This window comes from Rhizobium sp. No.120 (genome assembly GCF_054558365.1).
Genome location: NZ_BAAJNQ010000023.1, coordinates 19,818 through 42,207, shown reverse-complemented (window position 1 = coordinate 42,207; position 22,390 = coordinate 19,818). Strand labels below are relative to the sequence as shown.

Sequence of the window (22,390 nt, the reverse complement as noted above, 5' to 3'; positions counted from 1 at the left end):
GAGAATTGACCCGCCTGTTAGGTATGTTTCGGGTCTGCGGTCGTGGTCAAGTTCCTCGGTTTCTCTTTTGTCGATTTAGTGTCGTGCGCAGAGCTGTTCTTGAAGCGGAAGCTGTCGTTTCCGGTTTCAAGGATGTGACAATGATGGGTAAGCCGATCGAGCAATGCCGTGGTCATCTTGGCATCACCGAAGACACTGGCCCATTCGCTGAAGCTGAGGTTCGTCGTAATGATGACACTGGTTCGCTCGTAGAGTTTGCTGAGCAGGTGAGATGGTAGGACTGAGCCAATCGGCTACGAGCGCGGCTCTCAGCCGATTGAGGGACATGTTTCATGACCCGTTATTAGTACGGGTTGGTCGCCGGCTTGCGCTGACCCAGAACGCGGAGAATTTGATCGAACCGCTGAAAGACGCTTTGAGCAAGGTTCAGCAAACACTAATGCAACAAGGGGGCTTTGACCCTCATCACGACGCAAGAACTTTTACAATAAGCGCGTCGGACTATGCGGTCCTCGTGCTACTCGGCCCGCTGCTAAAGCGTCTAGAAACAGAAGCGCCACACATCACACTTCACCTTGTCCCTCGCTCGCATGACACTGAAAGAATGCTCCACGAGGATTTGGTGGACGTCGTGATCGAGCCTTACGAGCTATTGCCGGACAGCGATTTTCCCTCTGAGCCCCTGCTGAGCGACCGTTGGCTTTGCGCTGTTGATTCGCAAAACGCGATTATTGGGAAATCAGATAAGGTTTCGCTGGAGGCATTCCTAAATGCGTCCCACCTCGCATATGGTATCGGACCTGATCGGCAATTCAACTTGGCCGACCAGCATCTGGCGCGCGAAGGTGTTAACCGGCGGATTACAGTGACTGTCGAGAGTTTCGTGCTAGTCCCCTTCCTATTGCGTCAGTCCAATCTTATTAGTTTGGTGCTGGAGAGAGCAATTTCCGAACTGGGCGTCCCGCAGGTTGTTGGCGTTGAGCCGCCCATAGCGTTGCCCGATATACATGAACGTATGTTCTGGCACCCGAGGCACACCAGCAATCTCGCACACTCTTGGCTGCGTGACTGCTTGCGAGAAACGGCAGCGCGGATTCAGGCCGGCATCTCACACGTGAAAGGCGCAGGCCAACTCGAGGCTACGCGGGAAGAGGCTGAAGCGGATCGAATTTAAGGTCGCCCTCTTGAAGCGCTCTTACGGTTTCGGAAACGAATTCGGTAAACACCTGCAAGCGGTGGGTAGGCATCCTGCCAAGCGCATGGAGAACCTGGAACGGCATCCTCTTGAGGCTTGCCGACGGGATCACCTCAAATAGCGTGCCGCGCGCAAGGTCTTCTTGTACGATCAGTTTGATCACATATGCGAGCCCGATTCCGGATCTCGCCGCCTGATGGATTGCCGCGGCTGTGTCGAGATCCAGTCGGCCCTTTGGAATAAACTCTGTTCCATCGGCAAGCTGAACTGGATAGGTCCGCCCACCAATCGAGTATCGCGCAAAGGGCAACTCTCGCAGCATTTCGGCTGTCACCGACTTGCCACGTGTCGCTTCAAACGACGGCGAAGCCACCACGGCCATATCCAACTGTGCAAGAGTGCGGGAAATGAGAGAATTCTGGTCTGCAAAGCCTACACGATACGCTGCGTCGTATCCATCACGGACGACGTCCGCGTGGCGGTCAGTCATGTCCAGCTGCAGCGATATACCCGGATGCACCACCATGAACTTCTCGAAAATTGGTCCAAGAAGCTGCCTACCGAATTCACCTGGTAAGCTGACGCGTAGGTGACCCGATGTGTTTTGACTAAACTGGACGACATCGCCTGCTTGCTCGATGAGGTCTAGTATGGGACGCATTCGCTCGAAGAGTGCCTCGCCTTCCTGTGTTAGCGTGAGCGTCCTTGTGGTGCGCCGGAACAGCTTCGCTCCAAGAACCGCCTCCAGCCGCGATACAGCCTTTGAGGCAGATGAGGGGCTAGTTCCAATACTACGCGAGGCTGCGGTAAATGAGCCCGTCTCGACAGTTCGGCAAAAAGCAAGCAAGCCCGTGGTTTCACTTAGGAGATCGTACACCGAGATCCGCCTATTCCCAGCTCTCGCCCTGTGACGCCCGCTGACTCGGCCCTACCTCCCCGAGCAGATCCTCAATGGTCAATCCTGCGAGCACCGATTGCCACGCCGCGTTGACCTCCTCGATTAACCGTTCGACCGCCTGATTTAGAGCTTGAGCTGGCGGTTCAGCAGTGGCGAGCATGGAGCCTTTGGACCTCGGGCTGTCGATTGGACCTTCTATTGCCTCGATGATTTCCAGAATGGAAATCCCGCGCGCCTCTCTACTCAATCGATAACCGCCACCAGGACCGTATGAAGCGGTTACGATCTTCGCATGAGCGAGTGCCTGCAGCGTCTTCGCAAGATAATCCTTGGGCAGGTCGAAAGTCGCGGAGAGCGCACGCGTTGTCATACAATTGCCGGAGCGAACCGCCAGAAGCGCACAACACTGTATTGCCTGTTTTACCTGCGTCCGCAGCCTCATAATTCTACACCAGATGCCGCACCTTGGGTCGTCGCGTCCGAGTCATCGAACGGCGGCCAAGAGTAATCGGGGTGGCGTTTTGTTTGTAGTAAACTCAGGTTTGGGTAACAGTCGCCGACGCACTGCTCTAGTCATCTGCCGATCGGGGAGTGAAAGCAGTCACCTTGGGGACTTCGATCGCGAGAAAATCGACGAGCGACCGGACAGCAGGGAGGAGCCCGTTCTTATATGGCATAAGTGCACTCATGCGAGCGTCGGCGGCCATCCAGCCCGGCAATATCTGGTATAATCTCCCGGCCTCTATTTCCTCTCGGCACATATATCCAGGCAATGCAGCAACGCCGAGGTTCGCGCACGCCGCTTCCTTCAGAGCGATCATGTTGTTGCTCAGAAATCTTGGTTCTATGGGAACCTCAATCTCCTGACCTACCGGACCTTTAAGACGCCATAGCTCGGCTCCGTGGCGGTCGTTAGCCAGCGTGGAATGTGAGGTAAGATCTTCCGGCTTGGACAGGTCGCCCGCCTGCTTCAGGTACTGTGGACTTGCAAATAGATACCAAGGCACACTGGCAATCCCTCTTTGAACCAAGGTTGAGTTCTGAAGGGACGCGACATGGCCGCGGAGCGCTAAATCGAATCCCTCGGCAACCATGTCGACCAACCGATCGGTTGCGATCTCAACAATCTTCACCTTAGGATATCTGTTCAAAAAGGTTGGGATGACGTCCCGCAGGGCAAACTGAGCAATCTCGACCGCGGTCGTGATCCTGATCGTACCGCTGGGCTCGTGTAATCTCTGGCGGACGAACTCCTCGGCGGTGTCTGCCGATTGAAGCATGTGGAGAGCATACTGGTAGAACTCTGCCCCTACGTCCGTCATGCCGAATTGTCTAGAGGTGCGGTTGATCAGCCGTACACCCAAGGAATCCTCAAGTTCGCGGACCCTATGACTGAGGGTTGACTTCGGCACGCGAAGGCTTTCGCCAGCTGCGGTAAAGCCGCCGCGATCTACGACTTGAACAAAGAAGTACACATCTTTGAGATCGAGCATTGGCACCTATCACTTTGGCGCGTGTAAACACGAAAAGGTCCCCGCGAGACCTCGCGACGACCAATTAATCGGCGGCTTCGTAGTATGACGTCAAGTGGCTGACGCGTTCAGCTTACGAATTCGACGAAATCCTCGATCGCTAGCTTATGATTCACCATGTTGTTTTCAGGGAGAGTGTTGTTGGCCCAGCCCAACGACATGCCCGCGATTACCATGTCAGTTTCGGGAAATCCGAGCTCCTCGCGAAGCAATCGATGCTGTAGCGACCAAATCTGCTGTGCACATGTATCCAGTCCTCTCGCCCTGGCCGCAAGCATCATGTTCTGCAGAAAGCACCCGTAGCAGATGAAACTTGCCCACTCAAGCTTCCGATCCATGGTGAAAATTATACCCACCGGGGCTTCGAAGAATCTGAATTGACGCTCGACGTCCTTGAGTCTGCCGTACTTATCACTCCGAGGAACGCCAACCGCATCGCCCAGTTGACCACGAAATTGATTGAAGCGACCGATGAACGGGTCGTGCAGCGGCTGCGGGAAGAACGGATACTCTGGTGCCAACTTTTCCGGACCCGCCCGAAAGGTCTCGACTGCTTTTGATGTGATCCGGTCTCTCGCGCTGCCCGTCAGGACGTAGCAGCGCCACGGTTGGGTATTGCTGGAACTAGGGGCAAAGCGAGCTGCATTGAGAATGTCGTTGACGGTTTCGCGCGGGACCGGCGTATTCAAAAAGCCCCGTTTGGCGCGTCTTTCCATCATAATTTGATCAACAGTAGATGCTCGATCGATGTCGGATTCATCCGGTTTCAGATTTGCCTGCATGACAGCTCCCCTTTCATTTTTTTGAGCTGTTAAGAATGGTAATAGCTCTATAGAGTTTTAGAAGTTCCTATGCTTGTACGCATGTTCCAACCACTTGAACGATGGCTCCGGGCGCGGTGGCATTCGTCCTCCAAAGCATGCGGTGGTTAGTGCCCACCGAACATGCTCCTAATCGCGTGCACGAGGTCGGCTCGCGATCCGTCCGAATGGTTCGGAGGAGGTGAGCCAGCCTCGTTATGTGATCCATGTCGGTGCAGTCGTCTCGCCAGGTCCTTGATTAAGAGTGGCCGCTCTATAGCGAGGCTATCGAACACTGACTTCTCGACCTCGTAGAATACGGCAGGTGTCAAGGTAAGAGACTGGCTTTCCTCGGGCTGCCCTGCAAATACCCCCCAGGCTCCAAGGACGTCGCCGGGAGCTAGTCTCTTGACGATCTCACCTTGATCGCGTCGCAAAGCGACTCCCTCGCGAACGATCAGCAGCCTGGTCGAGACGGACCCCTTTGCCAATAACTCCTCCCCCGAATCCGTCTTCTTTTCGATCGCGCCGGCGGCGACCGCATCTTGCTCCTCTTCCGTGAGATCCGAGAAAAGCGGGATTGACTTCAACAACGTCAACGCCGAACTCTTGGGAGGATTGATTTGGCCGTCTTGAATAATCTGGCTCCCCACCGGCCTCGCCAGAACAAGCCCGTTAGCAAGGCAATGCCTATATACAAGATCGATGACATCATTTCTGGCCGCGCTACGCTGAGCCAGGCTTGTAACCCTGAAGAAGAGTTGAATGTCGATTGCTGCCCCGTCGATACCCATCAAGGATGCGCTTGATGGCGGCTCTTGGACAATGCTATTGCAGCTGCTGAGGGCATCCAGCATCACCTTGAGCACAAAGCCGGGAGTATGGGTCGGGACAATACGGACATCTAACATGACCTGATGCGTTTCATCTGGTTTGCTAACGTTCGTCAAACCCTGCTTAGCCAGGACGCTATTCGGCATCACAACCAGGTTTTGGGTGCCCGTAAGAAAATAAGTCGAACGCCAGTTGCTTGCGACGACGCGACCCTCAGTTCCATCGGCAAGCGATATCCAGTCTCCGATCGTGTATGGTCTTCCGAGAGTTAACGCGATGCCCGAGAAAACATCGCCTAGAGTGTTCTGAAGCGCGAGGCCGAGAATGATCGCGAACACCCCTGAGGTGGCGAGAATGGTTCCGATTGGCACGCCGAAGACGAATGCCATGACAGAAAGCAGTACCCCGAGGTAGACGATTGCAACTAGGAGGTCCTGTATAAGGCGTGCTTCCCGGGGCCTTCCGTCGAGCACGATGTAGATCCTTACAAACCCGATCGTGGCCCAAGAGAGGTGCGTCCACCAGAGTATCTTAGCCATGACGACGAGTGAACCGGTTCCGTCCAAGTGCGGCGCGTCGAACCGGAAAGGCATAATGCGTGCGCTAACAAGCACCGCGGTCATCGCTAGAAAGAAGAAGATCTGCGTTACAAGTCTTTCGTTTGGTCGAGACCGGCCCTGGAGGTGCCACACGACAATGCCGGTTATGCCGAGCAAATCTATCAAGGTGGTAAGAAAAATGGTGTTTTGAGACATACGAGCCCGTGTTTGCGGCGAGATATGCGCGCAAAGCCGCTTATCCCGTCGCCTCTCAGAGGATTTTTGAAAGCAGTCTACCCTCTGACGGGCTCTCTCGATACTAAACCAATTGGTAGGGGCTCTGATCGAATATGTCGATCCAGCCCGGCTGTGCCCTCACTCGCGCGAGCCATCCGGCAATGGCAACAAACCGTTCCATCTCATATTTTCCCTGATGTGCCAGACACACGTATGCAAAGACCGCCAAGTCGGCGACCGTGTATCTATCACCCACCAACCACTCACGGTTTGCCAGCCAACGCTCCAACTTTTCAAGACCGAGATAGCCGTCAGCGTGCAGTCGCTCGATCTGTTGCGACATTTTGTCGGCCAATCCACGAATATGGTAGACCCTGGCCATAGCAAGAAAGCGTTGGAGGTCTCCCTGTTCGAAAAACATCCAGCCTATGACCTGCGATCGGAGATACGGATCGTCGTAAAGGTATTGTGTCCCTTCGCTTAGGTAGAGAAGGATGGCAGCCGACTCGACTACACTCCGCCCGTCTTCGAGCTCAAGAACGGGGACGCGGCTGAAACGGCTCAGCTTATAGAAATTGTCGGTCTTCGTCTCACCCGCCTCCAGGTCGAGGGTGCGTCTTTCGAAGGGCAACTTTAGCTGGTTTAGCAGGATCCTTATCTTCCATGAGTTGCCTGAATAACGGCTGTCATAGAGTCTGAGCATCGCGTGCGTTCCCTCGCCTTTTCAATCTAGCGAGTCACACTCTAGCCCTTAACCTCGCGGTATGGCTATCAAATTTAGGCTTGCATTCGATTCATCCGCCTCAACCAGTGATGTATGACCTTATATATTCGGCCTCGTATTCTATGGCTCGGATGTGATGCCTGACAGCGTCGCCAATTGAGACTATGCCTGCCAGCCGGCCGTCGTGTTCCACCGGCAGATGGCGAGCTTTTTGTTTATTCATGACGTCCATCAGACCATTGATGCTAGTCGTTCGGCTGCAAGAGAAGACATTCTTCCACATGACTTCCGAGAGTTGCAGCTCCATGCAGGAAATCCCGCGCTGAACAATTGCGCTGACTACATCCCGCTCAGTAAATATGCCCTCGATCCGGTTCTCGCGGTCAACGATGATTACCGCACCAATATGGTTCGAGTGAAGCAAGCGACACGCGTCCTTCACGGTATCGGTGCCAGAAGCAGTTACAACATTGCACCCCTTCTCCATTAAAATGGCATGCACAGACATTTAGTCCTCTCCCCGTTCATGGTTACCTGAGATCAACTCGGCCGCGCCAACACCAGATGCGCCTCAACTTCAGACGCGAAGGCCAGAAGCCCGTTGTCTCGACCCCTCCTAGCGGCGATCTGCAATCCGACTGGCATCCCGTCTGCCTCGGCTCGAGATATCGGCAACGATAAGGCTGGCATGCCCGCAAGGTTGAATGGCGCGGTATAGAACATCAGCGCCTCTCGAACGCTGCCGTTCCACGAACCAATCGTAATCTGATCAGCTCCGACGGCTGGAGCCGTGCATGGACACGTTGGCAGGAGTAAGAAGTCAAGATCGGCCATCGCGTTATCGAGCTGATGAACGAACACTCGGCGAACTTGTTGACTGTCCGCATAGGTCCTGATCGTTGTCTCCTCAGCCATTGCAAGGCGGCTAGCGGTCTCGGGGCCGTACGATGCCTGGACATACTCTCTATCGTGCCGGCTGAAATGGACCATGCCACCTTCGGCAAGAACAATCCCAGCGAAAGCTTCAAATCCTCGCTTAAACGACGGCAGTTCTCCCACCTCGACCAAATCATAGTGAGGTTCGAGAACAGCATAAGCCTTCTCGAGCGAACGCTGGACGTCCGAAGAAATCGGAAGATCATTGGTTTTGCCCGCGACACCTATTCGATACCGCGAGGTTCGCGGCGCGATATCGTTCCTAATGCCGAGGGCAGACACAACCATCTCCACATCACCGACGGCTCTCCCCATCACCCCGACATGGTCCAGTGACGGCGCAAGAGGAAAGACACCCTCTGTTGAGAGCAACCCGTAAGTCGGCTTGAAACCAACAACCCCGCAGAGGGCCGCGGGAATACGAACCGAGCCGCCGGTGTCGGTTCCAAGCCCCGCGCTGACAGTTCCATAGGCGATCGCCGCTGCCATACCGCCGCTCGAACCGCCCGGGATTTTACCGTGATCCCATGGGTTCAATGTATCGCCAAAGTAATCACTCGCTGTTGTCACGCCCCATGCGAATTCATGGGTGGTCGTCTTGCCGATAATAGCGGCCCCCCTCTTTCTTAGGATGCGGATAATCTCAGCGTCGGCGGACGGCATGTTCTCAGAGTAGGCCGGCGAGCCATACCGTGTTGCCAAACCGGCTGTATCAAAGAGATCCTTGACGGCAACAGGTATGCCTTCGAGTGCTCGTGCCTTCCGGTCCCGGTAGCGGTCGTCCGACACAGCTCCGGACAGCCGCGCCCCAAGGGCGTCAATTTCCGCGAATGCGCGGATTTCGGTGCGGCAGCTCTGAGCAGATGCAATTGCCGCCTCAACTACAGCAGTCGGTAGCAGTCGCCCGGCGGCATAGTCTGATAGCAGTCCGGCTAGCGAGTGTGTCACGTCGGCTCCATTTCCTACCAGAGGCTCTCGAGGAGATCGGAAAGTTTGGTGCGCGCGTCTACACCGAGATCTGCGACCTCCCGGGGATAATTCTCGACTAGCAATTCGGCAACATTCGAAATCAAGCTTCTGTCGAAGCCGATCTCCCTCAGTTTTGAGGGCAATCCGAGGAACGTCACAATGCCGCTGATGTCACTTGAGAGAGCGGAAGCAGCTTCGCGTCCACCGGCTTGGGCATTGAATATTCTGAGCTTGTCCCCGTAAAAGGACGCGCAGGCTTCGATGACCGGAGCCAGCGTGATGCAGGACGTGAGGCTGTGCGGTACCCCGAAGGTTCCGCCAAGAATGTGACCGATACGGTGGCTCAAGCCGTAAATTACGGACGCTGGAAAGAAATAACACTGCCAGGCAGCCAACTGAAGTTGAAGTAAGTCGTCAAGTGTGATTGATCCAGCATCGAGCGCGTGCTGCGTCTCGCCCTCTGAAGGCCACCGATTGAGAACACCCAAGAAACGAGCCACACCGCTGGCCGCGAGAACCGCGTGCGGATGGTCTGCCTCCACTAACCGCATCCCCTCAACAGCATGATCGATTCCCTTGATTGCGGAAGAAAGTAGTAGCTGTCGCGGCGTACCTCGGATTAGTTCCGGGTCGATGATTACGACCCGAGGAGCCGTCTCCCTAACCGCGTAGCTCCGCTTGAACTTGATCTCCCCAACCGTTTCGGTAACACCAAAATAATGCGAAAACTCTGAACCCGACAATGTGGTGGGAAGAGCAGCAATCGGAAGATTCTTACCGTGCCGAACTTGGTAGAAGTGCGACACGGCTTTTGCCGCGTCGAGTACCGAGCCGCCTCCAAGAGCGATGATCGATTTCGCTCCTGTGCTTTCGCAAGCCCGCAAAGCGCTATTGACGGCCGTCTCAGGAACGTGCGGCGGAAAGTCTAGGAATTCGCCCACGATGTCGGAGCCGATGGAGGCGATCACCTCATTTGCTAGCCCAGCCAACGGCTCCACCGTGAACAATATAGGCCTCTCGATGCCGTAAAGACTAAGTTTCATAAGGGCATCGGCCAGGATATCGCGGCCCCAGACGACTTTTTCTTGCGGTAGAAAATCAAGCTGCTGCATGCTTCACTCCTGCCATCGAGGGCTTGTCGTCGTTTACGGCAGCACCGGCACCGGTGCGGGGCGATACGCGATATGGCGTTCGATCTCGCGGCGTTCGCTCTCAAGATGTTCCGGTAGGCATAGCTTCTGGCCTAAGAAGCCGGTGTCTTCGTCTATCGAAAAACGATTCGGTGTGGAAAGAGCACAAATATGGCCATCCGGATCACGGAACAGAAATTGGCGTGCGTATACCGTGTCCTGAATTTTCGACACGTCGATCCCGACTTTCTTGAACCGCGCGTGTTCGTCAGCGAGAGCGGCATCGTTTTCCACTTCCAATGCAAAGTGATGCGAAAGTCCAGTACCAAGCCGACCGCTCGTGTATCCGGGCAGACCGAAGAAGGTGAGCACTGAGCCGGGCGATAGGTCCTCGTCGCAGGCATAATAGAAATGAGTTCCGCCCTTCTCGTCGAGATAGTCGGTCTTCTTGATGAGCCTAAGTCCGACCTTCTCTACGAAGAAGTTCTCGGTTCTCTCCGCGTTGCTCGAAATAGATGTGATGTGGTGAAAGCCTCGAAGGGCGAAATCGGATGTGACTTGGGGCAGCGGTTGCGGCCAGGTTTCAGCGGCGACTTGCAATTCATCGCGACCACCTATCAGGTTCTCCTTAGGCTGCGGTCGAAATCCTGAGCCGAGGACGGCCTCGTCATGGCCGAATCCCGGCTCCGTCGTCGCTATTTCAATAATCGCGCCGTCGGGATCGCGCAGGTAGATCGCGTGAAAGTAATGCCGATTGTAGGGCCCGGTTACGTGGACGCCGTGATCGGAAAGGCGGCGCTTCCACTTCAGAAGTCCGTCCCTGTTCGGCACGTGCAGAGCAAGATGATGGTTCGTACCAGCGCCCCAACGTCCCTTGGGATCTCCAACCCGAGGATTGGAGACGCCGTCACGCGTGGAATTCTCTTCGACGAAGCCTCCATCTGGCATCATATAGAAAATTGGATTCCATTCGATATACGTGATGGTTTCGCCACGATGTGGCTCACTTCCGACCGACTGGAAACCAAAGGTGACAATCGGAAGACGGGCGTCATGGTGATGAACCGTCCGCTTGACGACCGGCAAGCCGAGGACTCTGTTGTAGAAGTCCTCCGTCCGCTTGATATTGGCTGCAACGAAAGTCTGGCTATTGACGCCTCTGATGATCATCTGGTTCATGTTCCACCTTTGCTGTTTTTCGTTCGTGCACGGCTTTGGCTGGCTCGATCGACTGCAACCGTATGGCCAGGTTCCTTCCATCTGAAGTCGGCGCGACAGAAACGGAGCGTCCAAAATTATGGACGCAAACCGCGCGAGTGGTGTCAATCCGCCCGCGTAGCCCCTCACCCGAGGCCGATATTCACACGGAAGCGCTGGCTAGGACGACGTTTGCGAAGCGATCGTCCAAGTTTTTGGACGCACATTCCGGCTTTTGACGGCTTTTTAGGGAGGTCGGGGTTCGCCATTTTCCGGGCACGGCTGTGGCATGAGCCAGCAGCGATAACTCGGAGGCAGATATGTCGAAACCAAAGGTGCTGATCGCATTCTATTCGCGGAACAGTTCTACCGAAATTCTAGCAAACGCTATCGCACAGGGAGCGATCGAAGAGGGCGCAGAGGTACGCCTTCGTCGCGCGCGCGAATTTGTCGGTGACGACATCATGTCTCAGGTGCCGGGCTGGCGCGAGAACGCGCAGGCCATGAACCAGAAATACGAAGCTCCGAGCGAGGCGGACGCCGAATGGGCAGATGCGATCGTATTCGGGACACCTACGCGCTTTGGCTCTATTTCGTCCGAACTCAAGGCCTATATCGATGGCCTCGGCGGGCTCTGGTTCCAAGGCAAACTCAATGGCAAGGTCGGCTCTGTTTTCGGAGCTACCTCTTCCCTCCACGGTGGAAATGAGTCGACGCTGCTGTCCATCTATACGCCGATGGCACATCTCGGACTTATCATCGTTCCACTCGGCTACGCGGACCCCGCGATGTTCAAGGCCGGCACTCCCTACGGCGCAACGCACGTCTCCGCCCGCGACAGCCTGAAACCAAACGACGATCATTTGGCTGTGGCACGCTTCCAGGGTCGTCGGGTCACCTCGGTGGCGCGCGGGCTGCTCCATGCAAAAATACCTGGCGCTACCGCCTGATATCGAGAGGACGGTGTGTCATCGGCACACCGTCCTCGACCGAGGCAGGCATGTCAAAATCCAGCTTCAGTCGGAAAAGATCCTTGCCCCTATGGATCGGCGGTTTTGCCGTTTCCATTCGGTGTTCGATGGTGAACTCGGAAAATCCCACAGCGTTCGCAATTTCTCGAAGACCGTTAGCCTTTCGGTGGGTGTTCGAACATTGGCAGCACCAACCCAATTGCTCTTGAAGAAGTCGGATGGCTGAAAGAGTTAACAACAGGATCGGTTCAGCGAAGCGCGCTATGGACAGCTTGGTTGTCGACATCGCTGATGCGTCGAGCGAAAGCATTGTTATCTATGACGCGGAAGGATGCATCGTTCATTGGAACGAGGCGTCCCATCTGCTTTATGGTGTCGTAAATTCGGAAGCAATCGGAAAGACCGCGGCTGAACTGTTCGGGGAGTCAATTGATGGGCCTGGGCTGGACCACTTAGTCTCAAAGCGCTCTTGGCAGGGTATCGTCCAACGACGTACGGCGGACGGGATACCGTTGCTCGTTGAAATCCGAGTGAGATATCATCGAGCCGAAACAAACGCCACGGATCTCTTCATCGAACTTGGTCGCCGGGCAGATCCGCGCATAGTCGAGGGGCATTCGGTCGGCATCCAAAGGGACTGGGTGGCAGTCTGGAGTATCGATGTATCGAGTGCGACCACGGCACTCCGGAAAATGGCCAGTGGCGGCGAAGGCGGACCAAACCATCTATCCGCTTCGGATCCCCGTTTCGTGGCTGACCATCTCAAAATTAAAGATCTGAACCTCACTGCCGCCAAACTGTTTGCAAACGAGGGCTCTCCTGCTGCAGTCATTGGTAAAAGCGCATACCGCTGCTGGCCAAAGAACCACAGGGATGCTCTATTGGATATGACACTCGCCATGCTGCTGATGGCAGAGGACGACATCCCAATTATTAGACGTATCGTCGGAGCCGACACGCTTACCGTATGGCGCGCCAGCACCGAGCATCCCTCACTCATTTCCGTCAGCGTGACTGGATCGTGGAGCGATCCCGAGACCTATTGGGAAATCGCAGCGAGCGAGCAGCGCTACCGAAATCTGATCGACAACATACCCCTTCCCGTGTGGCAGGTGGATGCTCGCGTCATGAGTGGCGTTATCGAAAATCTCAAGGCGTCCGGCATTGATAACATCGAGGATTACCTTTCGGAGCAACCCGACTTGGTGCGTTTTGCCAGCGAGGCAGTCGTCGTAACGGAGATCAACGAAAGTGCGATGCGCCTCTTCCGAGGAAACAGACGAGAAGACTTCCTACAAGACGTATCATATCTCTTCGCCGGTACACCGGCTGCCGCTTCTCGTGTGGTCATTGCCCACTTCGAAGGAGGGCGGAACTACAGCGAGGAAATGAGAATTCTTACGTTCGATGGCGAGCTTCTCGACGTTCTGTTCTACGTTACGTTTCCTCAATATCCGGAGAAGTTGGATAAGACGTTGATAATGATGATCGACGTCACAGAACAGCGTCGGATCGAGCGGCAACTGAGGAAGATCGAAGCCGATTTTGCCCACGCCGCCCGCATTTCCGCTCTCGGTGAATTGGTGACGTCGATTGCGCACGAAGTGCGTCAGCCGCTTTCAGTTATCGTTACGGACGCCGATACGGGAATTCGCTTGCTTACTCGAGGTGAGCCAAACCTTCCCAAAGTAAGGTCGATCATGTCACGGATCATGGAGAACGCCCATAGGGCGAACGAAGTAATCCGACGAATAAAGGACATGGCGGTAAAATCCGACCCGGTTCGTGACTTTGTTGATATCAATGACATTGTGCGGGAAGCCGCCCTGTTCGTACGATCAGAGAGCCAGACGCATCACATTGCGCTTACGACCAAGCTCGCAGGCGGGCTTCCCCGGACGATGGGTGACCGTGTCCAGCTCCAGCAGGTTATCGTCAACCTTCTCATCAACGGTATTCAAGCAATAGCGGCCAACAATTCGCGCACCCGCGAAATCTCAATTGAGACGGCTCAGGCCGCCGGCAAGATAACGCTCGTAGTTAGGGACACCGGAGGTGGCGTGCAAGCCGATGACTTAGACAGAATTTTCGAGGGCTTCTTTTCGCGGAAGGCAGACGGGATGGGAATGGGGCTAGCGATTTGCCGATCGATCATTGGCGATCATGGCGGAACGATCTGGGCTGAAAATGCTGGGACCTGCGGCGCAGTCTTCCGCGTAACGTTGCCGATCGTTGACGGCTCGCAAGAAGTTGCAATTGAAACCGTTCCTCGTGGAATTGCAAAGAGATAGCAAACGTTGGTTTACTTGTTCGAGGAGGGATGAGTAGTAGAATGTACCATGATCTGATGCCATCAATCCCGCTTGGAGGACCTGACATGGCGGACACTGCCAAATCCATCGAGCCCCCATTTGTGCCGCGACAGGTCGTCCATATTGTGGAGGACGACGAACAGTTTCGTCTATCGCTCCTAGATCTCTTCCAATCGCTCGATATCGAGGCGAGAGCGTTCGAGGACGCCGCTTCGTTTTTTGAAAGGGCTTCGAAGGCCGATTCGGGATGTGTTCTTCTTGATGTCCGCCTCCCAGGGGTTGATGGCATCGAGTTTCAGGCGAAGCTGAGTGCTAACGGGTTCGATCTGCCGATAGTGTTTATGACCGCACATGGCGACGTGGCGACAAGTGTTACCGCGATGAAGGCCGGAGCCATAGACTTTCTTCAGAAGCCGCTCAGCACGACCGATCTTCTTAATGCAATTGAAGCAGCCTTTTCTTTGGATCGGGACCAACACCCGGAAAGATCCCAGCGCATAGAAATCCGATCCCGCGCTAACACCCTTACTCCTCGTGAGACCCAGATTTTCTGGCTGGTGGCCAGTGGCCTGATGAATAAGCAAATCGCGTTTGAACTCGGGATCAGCGAAATCATGGTCAAGCTTCATCGCGGCAGCGTGATGCGGAAGATGCGCGCGAAATCTTTAGCCGACCTGGTTCGGCAATATGAGCTTATCAGCTAGGTCTTAAGCCTCCCGACAACAATCAACGTCAGGCTCAATACGGCCAGCGACACAACAGAGGTTCAATGCGTCTCAAGCCCCCCACCACGGTCGCCATAGTTGATGATGATCACTTTTTGCTGGAGTCGCTCCACGACTTCTTCGAGGCTATAGGCATTCGCAGCAAGACATACTGTTCCGCGGACGAATTCCTCGCCTCTGGTGATGTGAGCAAAGTGCATTGTGTACTCGCCGATCTCAAAATGCCGGGCACTAGCGGCCTGCAACTTTTGGAGTCCCTGGTCAAGCAAGGGGGCCCGCCGGTATGCATCATGACCTCCTTTGCCGACGCCCGGACCAAAGCGGCTGCTATGAGCGGCGGCGCTGTAGGCTTTTTGGAAAAGCCAATCAACTCCGCTGAACTGCTCGCTTTCATCTCTACTAAGAGCCGGCATTGACGCTCACGTCGAGCGGAACTCGGACCTGCGTCCCGTGTCGACTAGCGGCATCAGAATAGCCTCAGATGACGATCAACCGCACAAACCGACGTATAGTACATATCCTCGTCCGTAGCGCGTAATTTCCTGCTCATTGCAACAGGAGTACAAAATCGTGTTTGGAGAGCGGGGCTCGAGAAGCCTTATCAATCTGACGAAATCGCTCTGGAAAAGGGTTTCGACCAATCGCCCAATGAGCCAAAGGTCCGAGCCCACTACGATCCCAATCTATGTGGCGCAGGCATATTCGAGCGGGCTTCCCTTCAGCACCAGGAAAACCTTATTCGATCGCCCGTCCACGATCGAAAACGGCGAAAATCAAAGATCATGAGGATCTTGCATTTAATCTGCAGTCCCCGCGGCCATGCCTCCGCAAGCGCTCGTCTCTCACGTCAAATGATTGAGAAACTAGTCGCATCAAACAGCGAAATCGAGGTTACCGTTCGATGCCTGAACGACTCCAACATGCCGCATATCGACCGTGAATTTTCGATGTCATCGCGGACGCATTGCTGGATTGAGGAGCCAATGGGATCGCGACTGCTCTCCGACGAGCTCATTGAAGAAGTCGTCGAAAGCGAAGCCATTGTGATCGCCACTCCTACGCACAACATGACAGCACCGTCCGCCCTAAAGGCCTGGATCGACCACGTAGTGAGACCAAATAGGACCTTCCGTTACATTGATAACAGGATGGTCGGCCTACTCTCCGATCGCCCCGTATTCGTGAGTATATCGCAGAGCGTTGAAGCGGTCGGTGAGCCAGATTTCTTGCGTCCCTATCTCCGCGCGATCTTCGCCGCAATGGGGATAACTAGCCTCGAATTCCGGGGCTCGCTGGAAGCAACAGCTGATGCTGCAGCGTCACTACCTTTGACCTTGGGCCCGGCATGGACCGATGGAGCTAATGATGATGAACCGAAGAAATGCTGATCCTAGCGCGGAAATGATCGAATGGCTTTCGCAGGGCGTTCGCGATGAAGCCTCATCCGAGAGAATTTTCGTACAGCTCTGCGAACGCCTGATGAAGGCGGGCATCGCACTTAGTCGAGCGACCGTGCACTTCAGGGTCCATCATCCTCAATGGTTAGGCACGCGCCTTATTTGGTATAGAGGATATAGCCAGGCGGAGGTACAAAATGTTGCATATGATGTCGAGGCAACAGACGTTTTTCTACGAAGTCCTTTCCATTTCGTCATAGCCACCGGCAAGGAGGTCAGGCAGAAAATCCAGGTATACGGCCCTCATAAGTATCCCGTATATGAGGAGCTTCGCGATCAAGGTCTGACCGATTATGCCGCTTGGCCATTCGACCACACGCAGGGTCGTCGCCACCTTTTAACTTTTGCCACAGACAGGCCGGAAGGTTTCGATGAAGCTGATATCGCCTTGATCCGCGACACACTGCCACTCTTTTCCTTGGTTACCGAGATCCGGCTTAAAAACCAGTTGGCGAGGACACTGCTTCAAACTTATGTTGGACCACACGCTAGTGAACAGATCCTGGATGGTGCGACAACACGAGGCAGCGGTACCACGGTGAGCGCCGCGATCATGATCTGCGATTTGCGGAATTTCACTCTCCTTTCTGGCAGCCAGCACAGGGATCGGGTTATCGACATTCTGAATGAATACTTTGACTTAATGGCTGATCCGATAGAAAGACACGACGGGGAAATTCTCAAATTCATGGGCGACGGCCTGCTAGCTGTTTTCCCCCTCGACAAGCCAAACGCCTGTCAAAGACTTATCGGGGCGTTGACGGCCGCATACGAAGCATTGGCACGCCGCACTTCAGCGAAGTTTCCTGTCCAGTTCGGCACTGGCGTACATGTCGGAGAGGTAATGTATGGGAACATCGGTTCGCAGAGAAGGCTTGACTTTACTGTGATTGGCCCAGCCGTAAACCTAGCGTCAAGGCTCGAAGCCATGACAAAACAACTGAAGCGGCCTATTTTGATTTCTGCAGACTTTGTCGCGTCCGCCGAATGCGCGGCCCAGACAGATTGCCTTGGAATGCATAGTATTAAAGGCTTTGATGAGATGATCGAAGTCCATGCTCTCAACATCTAAAGGCCGCCTTTGGCCCGAATACTGATCCATAGTGTCGGAGGACGCTCGTCCGACACCGCAAGTTCGCCGTCTTTTCCAAAGAGAGTTGGATATAGCGTTGTGAAACTGGACCCGCCGCGTGCCCAAATCTATCTAGCTTCGGGCATGGGTTGAGATGAGCTGAGAGAGCAGTTCGCACTTTGCCCCGACCGAGCGTTCGCGGACGTTGGATATCCCAAGTAGGAGCCCCTGTCCGGGAGTATGCGACTGATACCAAGGGGAGAGTGGAAGGACGCCAAGTGAAGCGCGCTGTGCTTCCGCTGCAATAGCTACATCGTCGATTCTTCCAGGGAAGAACAAGCGAACCGACAGTGCGCCTTCAAACTCGCACCGAACCCCAGGATGGATTTCACGACGGAGGCTTTCGACTAACAAGGCTTTTCGCCGAGCATACAATGTCTTCATACGTCGGAGATGTCGATAAAAATGCCCTCCTGCCATGAAGTCCTGCACCGCTTGTTGAGCGACAATTGAGCCGGCGGGCGCAAGACATCCCACGAATGTGGCGAACACATCTATAAGCCTTGGAGGCACAACTAAGAAACCAAGTCGGAGGCCCGGGTTGAGCGTCTTGCTGAAACTGCCAATATGGAACACTCGCCCAAATTTGTCGTCGGCGGCCAAAGCGGGCGATGCCCTGCCCGTCAGTTGCAACTCACCCGCGTAGTCATCCTCTATTATCCAGGCGTCTGCCGCCTTGGCCCAATCGAGGACTTCAGCGCGTCTGGCAGCCGAAAGAGACATTCCAAGCGGCGCTTGTTGGCTCGGCGTCAGGACGGCAAACCGTACATCGCGCTCCGAATTTGGAAGATTTACGCCTTCGTGATCAACAGGGGCAGAAATCGTTTCCACTCCGGCTTGTTGGAGCGCGTGTCGTGTACGAGGAAACCCTGGCTCCTCTACGAAAGCCTTGCTGCCTCGAAATCCCATGGCACCGAGCACGATGCCAAGAGCGCCAGCAAAACCTGATGTCATGAATACCTGACTGGGATGGCAGCTATACCCACGGGCCATGGAAAGATATCCGGCAATCTCACGCCGTAGCGAAAGGAGTCCTTGCGGATCTGGATAGATCTGTGGTCGCGCACTTTCCATCGCGATTGCTCTGCGCCAAGCACCATGCCACGCCTTGGTAGGAAATTGATCTTGAGCGGGAACTCCCATTTGAAAATATTGGGGTGCGTCCTCGAAATTGTAAAACAAACCGCGCGGAGCCCCCACAGGAGGCACGCTCGCCGAAGGTGTCGCTGGAAGCGTCGTGGACACCCAAGTTCCCCCTCTCCCCTTAGTGACGATGAGACCTTCGTCTTTGAGCAAATCATAAGCTCGTTTGACGGTTCCTCGCGATACGCCCAACTGCGCCGAAAGGTCCTGCCAAGAAGAAATCCGTGATCCCTTCTCAAGCGCGCCATTCAGGATCGCCGTGCGCATTCCAGCGAAAATCTGGCGCGTAATCGAAACCTTTCGCTCGCGGTTCACCGGCGGGAGGAATGCACCCGTCATTCGGTACAACGCCTTTCTACCTTATTGGGGCTATCGGGTTTTAGCACCTTGGACCATGGTCCCCACAAATTGAAATTTGAAGGAGTCGATATGTTTTCCCGAGCGCTTTTGATACTGGCCGCAGCAACGTTGTCAACACATACCGCCAGCGCCTCCGATGTCCACGGAGGTGCCGCCAAAATCTCGATTGTGTTCGACCACGTGCTACCGAACGTACCTGGGAAAAGCATGAAGGGCGTGCTCGTCGAATATGGGCCAGGCGGTTCGTCTTCGGCTCATATTCATCCCAAATCAGCTTTCATCTATGCGACCGTCCTCACCGGTGCGATTAAGAGCAAGGTTAACGACGGTCCAGAGACAGTCTACAAGGCAGGCGAGAACTTTTCCGAGTTGCCAGGTGATCGCCATGGAGTGAGCGCTAACGCCAGCGCCTCAGAGCCTGCCAGCCTCCTTGCCGTATTTGTTGTAGACAGCGATGAGAAGAACCTGGTCACGGACATAGATCCGTAGTCGTCGCGAACTTCCCTTTCGAAGGCGAATTGCATCCGAACGACAGCACCAGCAGAGCTCGTCATGAAGCACGTCCTCGTACTCGATCGATGCCAAACGACGAGGTTGGAACTGACCGAGTTTCTTGGGCTACACGACATAAGGGCTATCCATGTCAGTGACAGCAAGCATCTATCGGGTATCCTTTCGACAAATGTGGTAGACGCATTGCTGATCGAGATTGCTACCGATGAGTTGGAGAATGTTATTCGCCAAGTCACAGCGATTACATATGCCCCGATACTGGTTGTCGGGGCAGAGAAATCCATCGAGGAAGATAAAATTCGCGGGTTGGAAGCTGGCGCGAGCGACTATATTTGCCGACCTGTCGGAAACCGTGAACTCGTTGCCAGGATAAAGGCTGCAATTAGAGACAGAGTGAATTCAAATCTCCGGCAGGAGCGGCGCTCATACAAGTTCGGCGATTACAAGCTTTTCCTTCGGCAACGGCTGCTCACGCATTCCGACTCCGGCGAAATCAAACTTACGATAGCGGAATTCAATCTGCTGACAGTATTTCTAGCTAGCCCAAGGATCATATTGACGCGCGAGCGCTTGTTGTCAGCAAGCAGGCTTCATGAGGGCGAGATTTCCGATCGCAGCCTTGATCCCTTGATATTGCGACTCCGCCGGAAAGTCGAAGTTGATCCCACCCATCCACGACTTATACGGACCGTGCGCGGCTCTGGTTATATCTTCGACAGTGACGTCGCTATCGAAGTTAAAGACTCGTGAAAAACCTGACCCTGGGCCCAAGCCACCAAAACGGCTTTGTGCAAACTTCGGTATAGCTTCAAGGTCACCTGTTTAGCACCTACGATACACGAGAGCTGCAAGGCACCTCTCGAATTCGGAAGCTCCGAACTCCGGCGGCGCATTGGTAGTCTATTGTTGCATCTTACTATCAGCGCGCTGCGCCATTGCCATCAAGTTGGATGGGTAGTGGAAGCGAGTACTATGGGTCCCAAGATGGCCGTCACGTCTTACACACAATATCTCCGCGACCTTAAACAGGTCATCGATCGCATTCGCGACAGACCTTTCGAGTTCGACATCGCGGATGTGCAACTTGCGTTATGCAAAAACGGGTTTGGGTACAAATGCCGCGATCGCGTCGAATGTGGCCAGCTGTTCTCAGAGCATTACATGGGTCCATTGAACTTTCACCATTGGAAGCCTGACCACGAGCAGCTCGGACGCGCCGAGATTGATGAGTTTTTCCAACTGCCCGAAGTCTTTGCCTATTCGGATCGAGCTCTACTTGCCGATAAGAACCCGCTGTCCGTTGCTCATTGGGATGCTACGATTGGAATTGTCGAGATCGAAGTCCGCGAGCGCCATTTGCCTGCGCGAAAACAGCGTATGCTGTTCGCAGGGTTCACTGACCAGATTCACGCAGAGTTCTTTCTCGCGGTGGAGCACGACCTTATAGTCCAGGATCACCAGCCCGGAACCCAGCTATACGAATGGCGAGAGAGCTTGCGTGACGAGGCGACGTCGTCGATGAGGTCCGGTCTCTCCAAAAGGCATCGTTTGGCGAGCCTGTGATCTCGACTATAGGTTAAATCGCAATTTGAATAAGACCTCAAAAAATAACAGATATAACGTACGTATAAGTTAAAATATTTACACCTATTGATAATGTAAAACTCTTGCACAGCTCAAATATACTCGGGTTTTGCAGGTATTATATACTTTACATTGGAGAAAACTATGAAGAAGCACTCCTCTCTTACTGCCACTCGACGTAATGTCGTAGCGGGATCACTTTCCCTTGCGGCCGCCGCGGCCGCCGCCGTAGCGCAACCAGCGTCTGCCGCAAGCAAAAAGAAGCCACAAACGGTGACGTCAGAAAGCCACAACTCTGTTACTGTCAGCGATGGAACGCGAATTTTCTTCAAAGATTGGGGACCGAAAGATGCTCAGCCCATCGTGTTCCATCATGGCTGGCCCCTTAGTGGCGACGACTGGGACAACCAGATGCTCTTCTTCCTCGGGAAGGGTTATCGGGTAATTGCACATGATCGCCGGGGACACGGCCGGTCTTCGCAAGTAAGCGACGGCCACGATATGGATCACTATGCAGCCGATGTTGCCGCGGTCGTAGAACATCTCGATCTCCGAAACACGATTCACATCGGTCACTCGACAGGCGGCGGCGAGGCCGCACGCTACACGGCGCGCCATGGCAAAGGTCGCGTATCCAAACTCGTACTGATCGGTGCTGTCCCGCCGATCATGGTGAAGACTTCCTCAAATCCGGGCGGCCTCCCCATCGAGGTCTTCGATGGATTCCGTACTGCACTCGCGGCCAACCGTTCGCAGTTCTACTTTGATGTGGCAAGCGGCCCGTTCTACGGCTTCAACCGTGACGGCGTTAAGTCAAACGACGCAACGATTAAGAACTGGTGGCGTCAGGGGATGACGGGAGCGGCAAACGCGCACTACTTGGGAATCAAGGCTTTCTCCGAGACGGATTTCACCGAAGACTTGAAGGTCATCGACGTGCCCACACTCGTGCTCCATGGCGATGACGATCAGGTGGTCCCGGTCGCGGACTCTGCTGAGCTTTCCGCGAAGCTCCTTCAGAAGCCAACACTGAAGATCTATCCTGGCCTTCCTCACGGCATGGCGACAACCCACGCGGATGTCATTAACGCCGACATTCTCGCCTTCATTCAAGCTTGATCGGTGGGGCGCGAGGCGACGAGCGCCCCTCTTTCATCTGCAGCATCACAAGCGGCTCGTGGATCAAATAACCACCTGGGAGA

General features: G+C 54.7%; 22 protein-coding genes and 1 pseudogene. 11 read left to right on the top strand and 12 right to left on the bottom strand.

Annotation, left to right across the window (positions count from 1 at the left end; genetic code table 11):
* Positions 1–17: 17 nt before the first annotated feature.
* Positions 18–287 (bottom strand): annotated as a pseudogene (locus ACYJRZ_RS30390) (ATP-binding protein); the annotation flags it as partial.
* On the opposite strand from ACYJRZ_RS30390, the gene ACYJRZ_RS30385 reads away from it, so the two are divergent.
* On the top strand, positions 272–1,174 hold the full coding sequence (locus ACYJRZ_RS30385) for a LysR family transcriptional regulator (protein WP_459465037.1): 903 nt from the start codon (positions 272–274) through the stop codon (positions 1,172–1,174). The pseudogene ACYJRZ_RS30390 and the gene ACYJRZ_RS30385 sit on opposite strands and share 16 nt — an antisense overlap.
* Here the strand turns inward: ACYJRZ_RS30385 and ACYJRZ_RS30380 are convergent.
* From ACYJRZ_RS30380 to ACYJRZ_RS30335, 10 genes are all read right to left on the bottom strand, one after another.
* The gene (locus ACYJRZ_RS30380; RefSeq protein WP_152095335.1) at positions 1,140–2,072 is read right to left on the bottom strand and encodes a LysR family transcriptional regulator; all 933 of its coding nucleotides are present in this window, start codon (positions 2,070–2,072) and stop codon (positions 1,140–1,142) included. The two genes, ACYJRZ_RS30385 and ACYJRZ_RS30380, sit on opposite strands and share 35 nt — an antisense overlap.
* A 10-nt stretch (positions 2,073–2,082) precedes the next feature.
* A complete protein-coding gene (locus ACYJRZ_RS30375) occupies positions 2,083–2,535 on the bottom strand; it encodes an Rrf2 family transcriptional regulator (protein ID WP_459465035.1) in 453 nt (150 codons plus the stop codon).
* 127 nt (positions 2,536–2,662) lie between these two features.
* Complete coding sequence (locus tag ACYJRZ_RS30370) at positions 2,663–3,586, bottom strand: LysR substrate-binding domain-containing protein (protein WP_095436710.1); 924 nt, start codon at positions 3,584–3,586, stop codon at positions 2,663–2,665.
* A 107-nt stretch (positions 3,587–3,693) separates the two neighbouring features.
* A complete protein-coding gene (locus tag ACYJRZ_RS30365; RefSeq protein WP_095436711.1) occupies positions 3,694–4,407 on the bottom strand; it encodes a nitroreductase in 714 nt (237 codons plus the stop codon).
* A gap of 146 nt (positions 4,408–4,553) precedes the next feature.
* Positions 4,554–6,014, bottom strand: a complete 1,461-nt coding sequence (locus tag ACYJRZ_RS30360; RefSeq protein ID WP_459465032.1) for a mechanosensitive ion channel domain-containing protein — start codon at positions 6,012–6,014, stop codon at positions 4,554–4,556.
* A gap of 103 nt (positions 6,015–6,117) precedes the next feature.
* Complete coding sequence (locus ACYJRZ_RS30355; RefSeq protein WP_459465030.1) at positions 6,118–6,738, bottom strand: glutathione S-transferase family protein; 621 nt, start codon at positions 6,736–6,738, stop codon at positions 6,118–6,120.
* 100 nt (positions 6,739–6,838) lie between these two features.
* Positions 6,839–7,267, bottom strand: a complete 429-nt coding sequence (locus ACYJRZ_RS30350; protein ID WP_113410308.1) for a CBS domain-containing protein — start codon at positions 7,265–7,267, stop codon at positions 6,839–6,841.
* Between the two features lie 32 nt (positions 7,268–7,299).
* The gene (locus ACYJRZ_RS30345) at positions 7,300–8,643 is read right to left on the bottom strand and encodes an amidase (RefSeq protein WP_459465028.1); all 1,344 of its coding nucleotides are present in this window, start codon (positions 8,641–8,643) and stop codon (positions 7,300–7,302) included.
* A 14-nt stretch (positions 8,644–8,657) separates the two neighbouring features.
* A complete protein-coding gene (locus ACYJRZ_RS30340; RefSeq protein ID WP_152095341.1) occupies positions 8,658–9,776 on the bottom strand; it encodes an iron-containing alcohol dehydrogenase in 1,119 nt (372 codons plus the stop codon).
* Between the two features lie 33 nt (positions 9,777–9,809).
* Positions 9,810–10,973, bottom strand: a complete 1,164-nt coding sequence (locus tag ACYJRZ_RS30335; protein ID WP_459465026.1) for a VOC family protein — start codon at positions 10,971–10,973, stop codon at positions 9,810–9,812.
* A 338-nt stretch (positions 10,974–11,311) separates the two neighbouring features.
* On the opposite strand from ACYJRZ_RS30335, the gene wrbA reads away from it, so the two are divergent.
* From wrbA to ACYJRZ_RS30305, 6 genes are all read left to right on the top strand, one after another.
* Positions 11,312–11,941: an NAD(P)H:quinone oxidoreductase gene (gene wrbA / locus ACYJRZ_RS30330; protein ID WP_459465024.1), complete on the top strand. Its 630-nt coding sequence runs from the start codon at positions 11,312–11,314 to the stop codon at positions 11,939–11,941.
* Between the two features lie 239 nt (positions 11,942–12,180).
* Positions 12,181–14,253 (top strand): sensor histidine kinase, encoded by a 2,073-nt coding sequence (locus tag ACYJRZ_RS30325; RefSeq protein ID WP_459465022.1) that lies wholly within the window; start codon positions 12,181–12,183, stop codon positions 14,251–14,253.
* A gap of 86 nt (positions 14,254–14,339) precedes the next feature.
* Positions 14,340–14,978 carry a response regulator transcription factor gene (locus ACYJRZ_RS30320; protein WP_152095344.1) on the top strand — a complete coding sequence of 213 codons (639 nt, stop codon included), beginning with the start codon at positions 14,340–14,342 and terminating at the stop codon, positions 14,976–14,978.
* Between the two features lie 65 nt (positions 14,979–15,043).
* The gene (locus ACYJRZ_RS30315) at positions 15,044–15,415 is read left to right on the top strand and encodes a response regulator transcription factor (protein WP_152095345.1); all 372 of its coding nucleotides are present in this window, start codon (positions 15,044–15,046) and stop codon (positions 15,413–15,415) included.
* 366 nt (positions 15,416–15,781) lie between these two features.
* Positions 15,782–16,387, top strand: coding sequence for an NAD(P)H-dependent oxidoreductase (locus ACYJRZ_RS30310; protein WP_113410300.1), 606 nt, complete (start codon positions 15,782–15,784; stop codon positions 16,385–16,387).
* The gene (locus tag ACYJRZ_RS30305; RefSeq protein WP_459465019.1) at positions 16,362–17,528 is read left to right on the top strand and encodes an adenylate/guanylate cyclase domain-containing protein; all 1,167 of its coding nucleotides are present in this window, start codon (positions 16,362–16,364) and stop codon (positions 17,526–17,528) included. Before ACYJRZ_RS30310 ends, ACYJRZ_RS30305 begins: the two co-directional genes overlap by 26 nt.
* A 132-nt stretch (positions 17,529–17,660) precedes the next feature.
* On the opposite strand, the gene pdxR is transcribed toward ACYJRZ_RS30305, so the two are convergent.
* Positions 17,661–19,070: a MocR-like pyridoxine biosynthesis transcription factor PdxR gene (pdxR, locus tag ACYJRZ_RS30300; protein WP_459465017.1), complete on the bottom strand. Its 1,410-nt coding sequence runs from the start codon at positions 19,068–19,070 to the stop codon at positions 17,661–17,663.
* Between the two features lie 90 nt (positions 19,071–19,160).
* Here pdxR and ACYJRZ_RS30295 point away from each other — a divergent pair, with 90 nt between their 5' ends.
* The 4 genes from ACYJRZ_RS30295 (at position 19,161) to ACYJRZ_RS30280 (ending at position 22,307) form a co-directional block, all read left to right on the top strand.
* Positions 19,161–19,580: a cupin domain-containing protein gene (locus ACYJRZ_RS30295; RefSeq protein ID WP_152095347.1), complete on the top strand. Its 420-nt coding sequence runs from the start codon at positions 19,161–19,163 to the stop codon at positions 19,578–19,580.
* Positions 19,581–19,643: 63 nt separating this feature from the next.
* Positions 19,644–20,354, top strand: a complete 711-nt coding sequence (locus ACYJRZ_RS30290) for a winged helix-turn-helix domain-containing protein (RefSeq protein WP_459465015.1) — start codon at positions 19,644–19,646, stop codon at positions 20,352–20,354.
* Between the two features lie 222 nt (positions 20,355–20,576).
* Entirely contained in the window at positions 20,577–21,167 is a 591-nt protein-coding gene (locus tag ACYJRZ_RS30285; RefSeq protein ID WP_152095349.1) for a hypothetical protein, read from the top strand.
* A 165-nt stretch (positions 21,168–21,332) separates the two neighbouring features.
* Positions 21,333–22,307 carry an alpha/beta fold hydrolase gene (locus ACYJRZ_RS30280; RefSeq protein WP_459465013.1) on the top strand — a complete coding sequence of 325 codons (975 nt, stop codon included), beginning with the start codon at positions 21,333–21,335 and terminating at the stop codon, positions 22,305–22,307.
* The last annotated feature ends 83 nt before the right edge of the window (positions 22,308–22,390 follow it).

Coding starts and splice junctions, on each gene's coding strand:
- wrbA (WP_459465024.1), top strand. CDS start 11,312: ATGTCGAAACCAAAGGTGCTGATCGCATTCTATTCGCGGAACAGTTCT.
- ACYJRZ_RS30325 (WP_459465022.1), top strand. CDS start 12,181: ATGGCTGAAAGAGTTAACAACAGGATCGGTTCAGCGAAGCGCGCTATG.
- ACYJRZ_RS30335 (WP_459465026.1), bottom strand. CDS start 10,973: ATGAACCAGATGATCATCAGAGGCGTCAATAGCCAGACTTTCGTTGCA.
- ACYJRZ_RS30375 (WP_459465035.1), bottom strand. CDS start 2,535: ATGAGGCTGCGGACGCAGGTAAAACAGGCAATACAGTGTTGTGCGCTT.
- ACYJRZ_RS30350 (WP_113410308.1), bottom strand. CDS start 7,267: ATGTCTGTGCATGCCATTTTAATGGAGAAGGGGTGCAATGTTGTAACT.
- ACYJRZ_RS30385 (WP_459465037.1), top strand. CDS start 272: ATGGTAGGACTGAGCCAATCGGCTACGAGCGCGGCTCTCAGCCGATTG.
- ACYJRZ_RS30365 (WP_095436711.1), bottom strand. CDS start 4,407: ATGCAGGCAAATCTGAAACCGGATGAATCCGACATCGATCGAGCATCT.
- ACYJRZ_RS30360 (WP_459465032.1), bottom strand. CDS start 6,014: ATGTCTCAAAACACCATTTTTCTTACCACCTTGATAGATTTGCTCGGC.
- ACYJRZ_RS30290 (WP_459465015.1), top strand. CDS start 19,644: ATGAAGCACGTCCTCGTACTCGATCGATGCCAAACGACGAGGTTGGAA.
- pdxR (WP_459465017.1), bottom strand. CDS start 19,070: ATGACGGGTGCATTCCTCCCGCCGGTGAACCGCGAGCGAAAGGTTTCG.
- ACYJRZ_RS30285 (WP_152095349.1), top strand. CDS start 20,577: ATGGGTCCCAAGATGGCCGTCACGTCTTACACACAATATCTCCGCGAC.
- ACYJRZ_RS30280 (WP_459465013.1), top strand. CDS start 21,333: ATGAAGAAGCACTCCTCTCTTACTGCCACTCGACGTAATGTCGTAGCG.
- ACYJRZ_RS30315 (WP_152095345.1), top strand. CDS start 15,044: ATGCGTCTCAAGCCCCCCACCACGGTCGCCATAGTTGATGATGATCAC.
- ACYJRZ_RS30295 (WP_152095347.1), top strand. CDS start 19,161: ATGTTTTCCCGAGCGCTTTTGATACTGGCCGCAGCAACGTTGTCAACA.
- ACYJRZ_RS30355 (WP_459465030.1), bottom strand. CDS start 6,738: ATGCTCAGACTCTATGACAGCCGTTATTCAGGCAACTCATGGAAGATA.
- ACYJRZ_RS30305 (WP_459465019.1), top strand. CDS start 16,362: ATGATGATGAACCGAAGAAATGCTGATCCTAGCGCGGAAATGATCGAA.
- ACYJRZ_RS30370 (WP_095436710.1), bottom strand. CDS start 3,586: ATGCTCGATCTCAAAGATGTGTACTTCTTTGTTCAAGTCGTAGATCGC.
- ACYJRZ_RS30340 (WP_152095341.1), bottom strand. CDS start 9,776: ATGCAGCAGCTTGATTTTCTACCGCAAGAAAAAGTCGTCTGGGGCCGC.
- ACYJRZ_RS30320 (WP_152095344.1), top strand. CDS start 14,340: ATGGCGGACACTGCCAAATCCATCGAGCCCCCATTTGTGCCGCGACAG.
- ACYJRZ_RS30310 (WP_113410300.1), top strand. CDS start 15,782: ATGAGGATCTTGCATTTAATCTGCAGTCCCCGCGGCCATGCCTCCGCA.